The organism is Campylobacter concisus (assembly GCF_002912895.1).
Lineage (GTDB): Bacteria > Campylobacterota > Campylobacteria > Campylobacterales > Campylobacteraceae > Campylobacter_A > Campylobacter_A concisus_G.
This window is the reverse complement of sequence record NZ_POZX01000046.1, coordinates 40,086-48,012: the sequence shown is the minus strand read 5'-3', so window position 1 is coordinate 48,012 and position 7,927 is coordinate 40,086. Positions and strand designations below refer to the sequence as shown.

Sequence of the window (7,927 nt, the reverse complement as noted above, 5' to 3'; positions counted from 1 at the left end):
ATGCATCATTAAGTATTTATAAAATATGTATAATTTTTATGGTTTTATTTTTTTTAAAAGCTAAAATTTCTATAATTACAAAAAATATATAAGGATTTAATATGCAATTTTTACCTTGGGCGATAATTTTATTGCTAATTTATGTAATTTATTTTCTAATGATACGTTATGAGAAAAGAATATCAACTCTTAGCAAATTAATTGAACAAAATAGCGATGGCATTAAAGAAAATAGGGATTTGATTGGACAAAATAGATCACTTATTGAAAAAAATAAACACGATATCGAAAAAAATACAAAAGACATCATAACAAATGTTGAAAAAGTAGATATCGATTTGGAAGACTAAAGTTTCTGATTTCTTATCTCGACTATTAATAAATTTGCTAGAATTTTTTATTTAAGATTTTAGCAAATCATTTTTTATTTCAAATTTTATATTTATTGTATTCTTCAGCTAGTAAAAGTTATGTATGTATTTCTTATGGGCGCATGTATAAAAATTTATATTTTTTAAAGAAGAGTCTTAATTTTTTCAAAAAAATAAGTCAAGACTTTATGCGTCAAGCTGCTTCATCAAAAGCACAAGCCCTATTCTATCCTTTACATTTAACTTACTATAAATCGAGCTTGTATGTGCTTTGACTGTTCTTAGTGTAATGCCTGTTTTTTCTGAAATTTCATTATTTGTTAGACCCTGATAGATTAAATCTGCAATTTCTCTTTCCCTTGAACTAAGCTCAGAGAGGTCGGTCTTTTTGTCTACCTTCTCACTTTCGCTATTAATATATGAGCCGGTTAGCTCACTAATCATTGCCTGAACAAATTCTTGGTAAAGCCATATATTTCCATTAAAAATGGTTTCAAAAGCATCTTCAAAGTGTGTCTTTCTCATGTGAGAATTTGCATAGCCCTTGATTCCAAGTGTAAGCAGGTGCTTGCCTTCGTTTATCGTTGGCCTATTTGAGAGTATGAGTATTTTTATATTTGGGGAATTTTCAATTATATTTTTTATAACATCATCGATATTATCTTTAAAAACATCAATATCAATGCCTACAATATCAACATCATCATTTATATGAGAAAAAAACTCTTTTCTATTATGTATAAATTTCACATCGCTATTGCCAGTAAAATAGCTTCTCCAAATATTGTTTAATGCACTATTTTGTGTAAATAAAATAACTTGCATTACCTTTCCTTGGATTATTTATATAATTCTTTCATAAATTTTTTTATTATTTATAAAAAATTCTACGTGACGACTTTCGCCATTTTTATGTATCTTGTAATCTATCGATGATAAAAATTTAGTAACCACAGAAGGTTTTTCTTCTAAAAAAATGGTCATTTCAAAAAAATCTTGTGATATAGCATATTTATAAGGAGTATTTAAATTTAAAATTCCAGGATCAAAATCAAATTTATCCAAGCTCTGGTCATAGCCTTTTATTAAAATTTTAATACTTCTTACTATATCATCTTGAATTTTTATATTTTCAAATAGTTTTTTATATCTACTAGCAACATCTACTAATTGTAAAAAATCCATTTCACAATCACTAAATTTAAATCGTTCAATTTCATCATTAACTATATCGCAGCAATAATCATCTTTTATGAGATAGAAATTTTGTAAATTTTGAAATTTTTCAATCTCATATTCACCAAATTTCTTATCATAAAAAGCGATCTTGCCCATTACCTCTCCGTTAAGGCATTTTGTTTTGCCTTTAAAATAGGCTTTAATAAATAATCAAGTATTGTCTTTTTGCCAGTGATGATATCAGCTGAGACTATCATACCAACTTTTATTCTAAGCGGTTTTTCTTCGCTACCAAGATAATTTTTCTCAGTTTCTATCCTGACTAAATAATAGCTCTCGCCAGTTTTTTCATTAGTTTCTGTATCGGCACTAATCTGCGTTACTTTGCCTTTTAAACCACCGTAAATACTAAAATCATAAGCCGTAAATTTAACCATCGTATCAAGTCCAGGCCTCAAAAATGCAACATCAGCTGGTTTTACTTTTACTTCAGCAACCAATTTATCCTCAAGAGGAACGATCTCGGCAATATTTTCACCAGGCTTAATAACTCCTGATACTGTATGAACCATCATTTTGCTGACAATACCATTTACTGGAGATCTTACATATGTTCTTTCTACTCTATCACTTAGACTGATTTGTGATTCATTTATCCTTGCGATCTCTGCTGAAACTTCATTTAGCTCTTTTTTTGCATTGTTTTTAAAAGCAAGTTTTGCTTCTTCGATCTTATTTTTCGCTTCTTTTATAGTTGATTCAACTCTTGGTACGGCAAGAACAGCAGCATCGAGCTCGCCTCTTAGATCATTTACGCGTCTTTGAAGTTGGATGTATTCAACCTCACTAACAAGACCTTTTTTAAAGATTGGCTCCATAATGGCCTTTTCTTTTAGAACAAGATTATAGCTATTTTGAGTTTGAGAAATTTTATTTTTTAGTTCGACTAATTCACTCTGGCGTTGATGAATTTGCTCTGTTAAAATTCCTATCTGTTCATTTAAGTGATCAATATTTGAATTATGCAGACTTAGTTCATATCTTATGGCTTTGCTATTGTTCGCATCTCTAGCTTCATCGTAGTCAAATTTCTTATCATTCGCCTCAGCATCAAGTCTCATAAATTTTGCTTGAAGTTCATCAAGTCTTAGTTTTGACTCACCATAACTACTCGTAAAATTTTTATTATCTAGCCTTATTAGAATTTGATCTTTCTTGACTTCATCACCCTCTTTTACAAAAATTTGATCGACTATACCGCCTTCGAGATTTTGTATCGCTTGGTTTTTTCCAGACGGGATGATCTTACCACTACCTCTTGTGATCTCATCTATTTGTGCCCAGGAAGCCCAAACAAGAAGCCAAAACATAGTTATAGCAACCGTATAAAGTATCTTTTTTGATGTTGATGGAGCTTTAGCCAAAACAGCCTCAGAAAGGCTTGACATAAATTTCAAATCATAAGCATCATAATTTTTTATTTTAAGATTAGACTTTATATCATCTACGCTATTTAAAATTTTATTACTAGCTTCTTCTTGTTCTTTTATGTTATTTTCAGAAATTAATCTTTTTTCAGTTTTTGGATTTTCATTTTGTTTATTCTTGATATCTTCTTGCATGATCACTTCCCACTAAGTCTTGCTAAAACTTCATCTCTTGGTCCGTCCAATAAAATTTTGCCATTGTCCATAACTATAAGTCTATCAACAAGATCTAGCATCGACGTCCTATGTGTAACAAGCAGCATCGTTTTATTTGCTGTATTTGTCTTTAAATTTATTTTTAACTTATTTTCAACTGTATTATCAAGAGAATTTGTTGGCTCATCAAGCAAAATAATAGGACTATCTAGCAAAAATGCCCTAGCCACAGCTATGCTTTGACGCTGCCCACCACTTATGCCATCGCCTCTTTCAAAAACTGGCATATCAAATCCAAGCGGATGAGCATTTACATATTCATCAACTCCGCTTACTTTAGCTGCTTTTATAATCTGAATATCATCAACATATGGTGCTTTTTGAACAATATTTTCTCTAACCGTTCCTTTAAAAAGGACAACATCTTGCGGAACATAGCCAATGTTTCGCCTAAGATCGGCTGGATCGATTTGATTAATATCAATACCATCGATTAGCACTGAGCCTTCAGTTGGTGAGTAAAGTCCCAAAATGAGCTTTTGTAAAGTAGTTTTTCCAGAGCCATTTTTGCCTATAATGCCAACTTTTTCACCTGACTGAATAACAAAATTTATCCTATCAAGCGAACCTTTTGTGGTATCTGGATAAGTAAAGCTTACATTTTTAAACTCGATCTTTCCATCAAAAGAATTTCTTCTAACAAATTTTTTACCTTCTGGCCTTTCAACAGGCATTTGCATAATCTTACTAAGACTTTGATAGGCTGTTTTTGTCTGCTCAAAATTTGCAGCTAGTGAAGCTACCTGCCCCATAGGAGCGATAGCACGAGAGCTAAGCATAACCGCAGCGATAAGACCACCCATTGTAAGATGCGTATCTTGTATCATATAAACGCCAAGAACGATGATGGCAATAGTATTTAATTGCACTAAAAAAGATGTAACAGTCGTTATCGAAGTTGTAATAATTTTTGATTTAATGCTTCTATTTGCTATCTCACCAGTTGCCTCTTCCCAGTTCCATTGTATATGGCCACTAGCACCAAGAGTTTTGATAGTCTCAAGACTACTAAGGCTCTCTATTAAAATTCCATTTTTTATAGCCGAAGCCTCAAATGTACTTTTAATAGCATTTTGAAGTGGATCTTTTATAAAAAATGTATAGCATAAAATAGCTATCATGATAACAATTGGCACGAGTACGATATAGCTTCCTATAAAATAAGTAACTATCAAGAAAATGATCGCAAATGGAAGATCGACAATAGCTGCCAATGAGGCTGATGAGAAGAAATTTCTAACCGTATCAAACTCTTTTAGATTACTAGCAAATGAGCCAACAGATTTTGGTTTATTGCTAAATTTCATATCCATAACGCGCTCAAATAAAATAGAGCTCATTATGATATCGCTCTTTTTGCCAGCAATCTCAAGAAAATATGATCTTACAAATTTTAAAAAAAGATCTATGCCATAAACTACACTTACGCCAAGTGCTAAGACCCAAAGCGTCTCAACCGCATTATTTGGCACAACACGGTCATATACGTTCATCGTAAAAAGCGGACTAGCAAGAACAAATAAATTTATAATAAAACTTGCAAGAACAACATCAAAATAAATCTTTTTTGAACGTTTTAGAGTTCCCCAAAACCAATGATCATTGCCCGCATCAATTAGCTTTGTTGAGCTAGTATCCTCTGGAACAAACTCGCGCTTTAAATAGTACGCATAGCCCAAATATTCTTCTTTTAATTTACTTATTTCTATCGCGCTAGTACCAGTTGAAAGTTCTGGTGTTATGATATTTGCTGTCTTTTTATCTTTACTAAAAGATTGCAAGATGCAAGCTTTTTTGCCTCTAAGCATTAAAATGCAAGGTAAAACTAAAGGAGAGATTTGTTCAAGATCTTTTCTTACAAGGGTAGAAGCAAAGCCGGCACGAGAAGCAGCACGAGAAAATAAAGACCTTGAGCTTTTAAGTGAAAAAAGCTCAATCTCATCGCCATCTTTTACTGGCAAGCCAATAGTTAAAGCATCGGCACTGTATGGATTATTATGAAGCTTGGTAAAAATAACCAAACATTGAAGCAGCTCATCTTTTATCTTATCACTATGCATCTATCATCCAATGTTCTTGATTTCATCTATATAAATTCCTTGCATATTTTTAATGCCAAGATCGATTAACTTTTTCTTCTGCTCTTCGCCTTCAACACCGATTGCGATCAAAATAATATCTTTTGAACTCAAGACAACATCAAGTGATTGTTTTGTATTTACTCCTGACTTATCACTTAAGAAGTCAATCAAAACATTTGACTGAATTTTTACATAATCAGGGTTAAATTCTTTTAGTTTCTCGATACCTTTTGCGTTAAGCTCAAAGTGGTCAAATCCAAAGCCAAAGCCAAGTTCTTTTAATTTTTTAGTAAGCTTAACTATACTTTCTATGCTAATATCGTCTTTATTTGGAATTTCTATATAGTTTTTATATTTCGAAATTTGACTTATCTTTTTAAGTGTAGCTTCAAGTTTTGAAAAATTTTCATCTGAATTTAATATCTCTTTTCCCAAATTTATAGCTAAATTGCCACTTGGTAAGATATTTTCCGGTAAAATTCTAGCTACCCTATTTAAGATATGAAGATCAAGCATTGCACCTAAATTTAGCTCATTTACCATCGGCATGAAATATGAGGCCATACGCCATACGCCATCTTTATCAACAAGCCTCAAATAAAGCTCATACTGCTCAAAATTTGAATTAAGATCAATCACTTTTTGAGCTGCAAATTTAAATTCATCTTCTTTTATTGAGTCAAAAATAAGTTCTTTATACTTCTCTTTACCAATCACTAAAGTATTTTGATTTTCATTAAATACCTTATATGTAAAGCTACCAGCAAGTCTTGAGCTAGCCAATGTAACGTCAGCTGAAGTAAGAAGTGTCTTGATATCAGTATTTGGTGAATACTCTACTATCGCAGCATTTACTGGATACTCGCTATCATTTAGTGCAAAATTTGCATAAAGCTTTTTAAACTCGTTCATAATTTCATCACATAGAGCCAAGAAATTTGATGAATTTCTACCATACGAAAGTACGATGAAATCATTATCGTTGAGCCTTGCAACAATCGCATTTTTATCATTATGAATTGATTTTTCTTGTAAAATTTGAGCTATTTTCATTACAACGCTTTGCCATTTCTCAAAGCCAAGCGTACTTTTTAAATTTATTAGATCTTTAAAACTAACAAGCAAAGTAACTCCACTTGAATATTCTTCACTAGCTAGATACTCACTAAATTTAGTTTGAAAAAATCTTCTATTATTAGCGCCACTCATTGTATCTTTATATAAAAGCTCTTGATATTTACTGAGTGTGGCTGCCTCTCTCTCAAAAATGTCTTTTACCTTGCTAACCATAGAGTTCATAGCCAGAACCATTTTTTTAAGATCGGCTGTAAATGGAATTCTTTTCTGAATAATAAATTTATTATCAAGTATGGCCTCAGCCTGATCTTGAACCTTCATAAGCGGCCTAAAAATAGCTTTTAGAGCGAAATATGCCACCACGAGAGTGACAATTATCATTAGAAGAAGAAAATTAAAAATATTTTTTGAGTTAGTATAAAGCTCATTGTAGGCAAGTGCGGTGCTACCTTGAACATAAAGCGTGCCAAATTTTGCCCAGCCAGTCATAATCTCGCTATCTGCTATTGGCGCTTCGAACTTGGCTATTTTGTAAAACCATTCAGGAATATCTTTAACAACAGTTTGTTGAGAATTTTCAATAAGAACCTTGCCATCAACATCTTCAAGCTTGATAAGCTTGTATCTACCGCTGTCAAACATAGAATTTATCATTGTTTGAGCCAAGGACATGTCATCTGGATCGATAATAGGCTTTAAAGCAAGTCCAAGCGAATTTGCTGTATGTCTTGCGTTTTCACCAAGCTGGTCATTAATATATCCATTTAGGCTCTTAAAATTTAAGTAGCCAACAGCCATAAAAATCATGATACCAAAAGTTATCACGGCGATCATAATTTGTTTAAATAGCGTCATAAATCCTCTTTTCCTATCCTATCTATTAGTTCCATCCACTTAGGATTTTGTTTTTTATTTCCACCTGGTATTGCTTGACCAAGACCTTCTTGTTTTGCCAAGTATAGCGAATCACCATTAAAGCTATAAACTGGAACAAGGTCTGTTCTTTGAGTTGCGATTTTTATTTTACCATTTATGTTATCTAAAATTAATGGAATAGATTTTGGTGTATCGTAGTATGCTAAAACCATATGAGCTTGATTGTATCTTAAGGCTTTAACATATGTGAAGTATAATTTTTGAGTTGGAATTCCTAGCTGCTTTAGTGTAAAATATTTTGCAATAACGTAGTCTTCGCAGTCGCCAGCACCTTTTCCTATAAATTCCATTCTAGTAGCCCAATAATCCTTTTTGTGCCAAAGCTGCATATCATCAACCCATCTAAAAGAGTTAAAAAAGTCATTTACTTTTATTAATTTCTCTTGTTCGGTTGCATCTTGCAATGAAGTCATTAAAGAATTTAGAGCAGAAGCCCTTCTTCTTGCATCTTCTCCATAAATTTTAGCTACCTTTGCTATAGTTGTTGATTTTATAAAATCTCCAATAGCACTTGCTAATAATAAAAAAAGGACGCTTACTATAAGCGTCCAAAAATTTGTCTTGACCCTCATGGTCATTA

At 32.2% G+C, this 7,927-nt stretch carries 7 protein-coding genes; 1 reads left to right on the top strand and 6 read right to left on the bottom strand.

Translation table 11 applies throughout. From position 1 onward, the window contains the following. Positions 1-101 precede the first annotated feature (101 nt). Positions 102-350 (top strand): hypothetical protein, encoded by a 249-nt coding sequence (locus tag CYP51_RS05685; protein WP_021090800.1) that lies wholly within the window; start codon positions 102-104, stop codon positions 348-350. A gap of 207 nt (positions 351-557) precedes the next feature. On the opposite strand, the gene CYP51_RS05680 is transcribed toward CYP51_RS05685, so the two are convergent. From CYP51_RS05680 to CYP51_RS05655, 6 genes are read right to left on the bottom strand one after another with little or no spacing between them, the layout of a single operon-like run. After that, positions 558-1,196 carry a response regulator transcription factor gene (locus CYP51_RS05680; RefSeq protein ID WP_103624714.1) on the bottom strand — a complete coding sequence of 213 codons (639 nt, stop codon included), beginning with the start codon at positions 1,194-1,196 and terminating at the stop codon, positions 558-560. An 18-nt stretch (positions 1,197-1,214) separates the two neighbouring features. Further along, complete coding sequence (locus tag CYP51_RS05675; RefSeq protein WP_103624713.1) at positions 1,215-1,706, bottom strand: DUF5416 family protein; 492 nt, start codon at positions 1,704-1,706, stop codon at positions 1,215-1,217. Next, positions 1,706-3,172, bottom strand: a complete 1,467-nt coding sequence (locus tag CYP51_RS05670) for an HlyD family type I secretion periplasmic adaptor subunit (RefSeq protein WP_103624712.1) — start codon at positions 3,170-3,172, stop codon at positions 1,706-1,708. Before CYP51_RS05670 ends, CYP51_RS05675 begins: the two co-directional genes overlap by 1 nt. Positions 3,173-3,174: 2 nt before the next feature. Further along, a complete protein-coding gene (locus CYP51_RS05665; protein ID WP_103577131.1) occupies positions 3,175-5,313 on the bottom strand; it encodes a type I secretion system permease/ATPase in 2,139 nt (712 codons plus the stop codon). A gap of 3 nt (positions 5,314-5,316) precedes the next feature. After that, positions 5,317-7,266 (bottom strand): bifunctional diguanylate cyclase/phosphodiesterase, encoded by a 1,950-nt coding sequence (locus tag CYP51_RS05660; protein WP_087585682.1) that lies wholly within the window; start codon positions 7,264-7,266, stop codon positions 5,317-5,319. After that, entirely contained in the window at positions 7,263-7,919 is a 657-nt protein-coding gene (locus tag CYP51_RS05655) for a transglutaminase-like cysteine peptidase (RefSeq protein WP_054196396.1), read from the bottom strand. Before CYP51_RS05655 ends, CYP51_RS05660 begins: the two co-directional genes overlap by 4 nt. Between the last annotated feature and the right edge of the window lie 8 nt (positions 7,920-7,927).

Coding starts and splice junctions, on each gene's coding strand:
- CYP51_RS05680 (WP_103624714.1), bottom strand. CDS start 1,196: ATGCAAGTTATTTTATTTACACAAAATAGTGCATTAAACAATATTTGG.
- CYP51_RS05675 (WP_103624713.1), bottom strand. CDS start 1,706: ATGGGCAAGATCGCTTTTTATGATAAGAAATTTGGTGAATATGAGATT.
- CYP51_RS05670 (WP_103624712.1), bottom strand. CDS start 3,172: ATGCAAGAAGATATCAAGAATAAACAAAATGAAAATCCAAAAACTGAA.
- CYP51_RS05685 (WP_021090800.1), top strand. CDS start 102: ATGCAATTTTTACCTTGGGCGATAATTTTATTGCTAATTTATGTAATT.
- CYP51_RS05665 (WP_103577131.1), bottom strand. CDS start 5,313: ATGCATAGTGATAAGATAAAAGATGAGCTGCTTCAATGTTTGGTTATT.
- CYP51_RS05655 (WP_054196396.1), bottom strand. CDS start 7,919: ATGAGGGTCAAGACAAATTTTTGGACGCTTATAGTAAGCGTCCTTTTT.
- CYP51_RS05660 (WP_087585682.1), bottom strand. CDS start 7,266: ATGACGCTATTTAAACAAATTATGATCGCCGTGATAACTTTTGGTATC.